At 52.2% G+C, this 1,638-nt stretch carries 2 protein-coding genes; both read left to right on the forward strand.

Going from position 1 to position 1,638, the window contains the following annotated elements; translation table 11 throughout:
* On the forward strand, positions 1 to 205 hold a 205-nt coding region (locus U869_RS29915; RefSeq protein ID WP_037439868.1), incomplete at its 5' end, for a hypothetical protein.
* 134 nt (positions 206 to 339) lie between these two features.
* A partial coding sequence (locus U869_RS0128945) for a polyketide synthase (protein WP_025124036.1) occupies positions 340 to 1,638 on the forward strand: 1,299 nt, incomplete at its 3' end.

The following is a 1,638-nucleotide window of genomic DNA, read 5'->3' on the forward strand; positions in this document are numbered from 1 at the left end:
GAAAAATATCACCATCGCTGAGCTGTTTAAATATCCGAGTGTGAGAGAGCTGTGCTCATATCTTGCTAAAGAAACATGGGTAGGAAAAACTACCGATTATTCTGAATCGGTAATACAAAGAGTGAATGCACCAGAAGAACCAATGGATGAAATGTCGGTTGAAGATATTCAGCGTTTTATTTCTGGAGAATGTGTCGATATTTAAAATAGTCACGTTTTCTGCTTAATATTCGCAGAGCCATTTAGCACTATCTCAATATGCCATCAGACTTCAGGGAATAGATGATTTCCCTGCTGATGTTGCTAGCCGTTTTTTAAGGTTTATAAAGGAAGAGGAAGATGACTTCAATTGAAAGTAGTCTCCGCCAGGCTGCAGCTGTTATACAAAAATTGAAAGGCGAAGTGGGGACGCTGAAATATAAAGAAAAAGAACCCATTGCGATTATTGGTTTGAGCGCCCGGCTTCCCGGTGCGAACAACCTGCATGAATTATGGCATATGCTGCAAACGGGGGGATCACATTTGACTCGTTATCAGGTTGAAAACGATACCCTTACTTGCGGATTGATGCACGATATCGACTATTTCGATGCCGGGTTCTTCAATATTTCTCCGCGTGAAGCAAAAAAAATGGATGTCAGGCAAAGAATATTTCTTGAGCAGGCATGGGAGGCAATTGAAAACGCTGGATTGAGCCTGGACAAGGATGAGCAACCTTCGGTGGGTATTTTTGTTGGTGCATCGAAAGGCAACACCGATCGAACTGCGCAGGCTGAAAACCTGCCGGATGCCTGGGATGTAACCGGTTCACTCGATAGTTTTATTGCTGGGCGGCTGAGTTATATCCTCGGGGTTCGCGGCCCTTCATTAACCTTGGATACCGCCTGCTCTTCCTCATTGGTTGCTTTACATCTGGCAGTGAAGGCGCTGCGCTCATCAGAATGCGAAGTCGCTTTGGCCGGGGGAATTGGGCTGGTGCCGCGTGATAATCAGGAGGTGCGGTCATGGTTAAAGCTGAATCACATGAGCAAAAGCGGCGCATGCAGAACCTTTGACGCTGAAGCTGATGGCATTATTAGCAGCGAAGGTTGTGGTGTCGTGATTCTGAAGCGACTGAGTGATGCATTGCGCGATGGCGATAGCATTGCTGCTGTGATCCGCGGCAGTGCCATCAATCATGACGGCCATACCCAGGGTCTGACGGTACCCAGTGGTTCGGCGCAGGAGGCGGTCATTCGTGCCGCTTTGCAGCAGGCCGGGGTGCAGCCTGCCGACGTCGACTACGTGGAGTGCCACGGCACCGGCACGCGGCTCGGCGACCCGATTGAGGTGCAGGCGCTGGGCGCGGTACTCGGCGAGGGACGCAATACCGACCGGCCGCTGATCCTTGGCTCGGTCAAAAGCAACATCGGCCATACGGATGCCGCCGCCGGGATCGCCGGGCTGATCAAGACGGTGCTGGCGTTGCAGCATCAGCGCATCCCGCAGAACCTGCACTTCACCACCCCCAACCCGCATATCCCGTGGGACGCCCTGCCGGTCAGGGTGGCCGACAGGGCCATCCCGTGGCCTCGGGGCGAAAAAACGCGCATTGCCGGGGTCAGCGCCTTTGGTATGAGTGGCACCAATGCGCACATC

Source organism: Serratia sp. H1w, assembly GCF_000633355.1.
GTDB lineage: Bacteria > Pseudomonadota > Gammaproteobacteria > Enterobacterales > Enterobacteriaceae > Chania.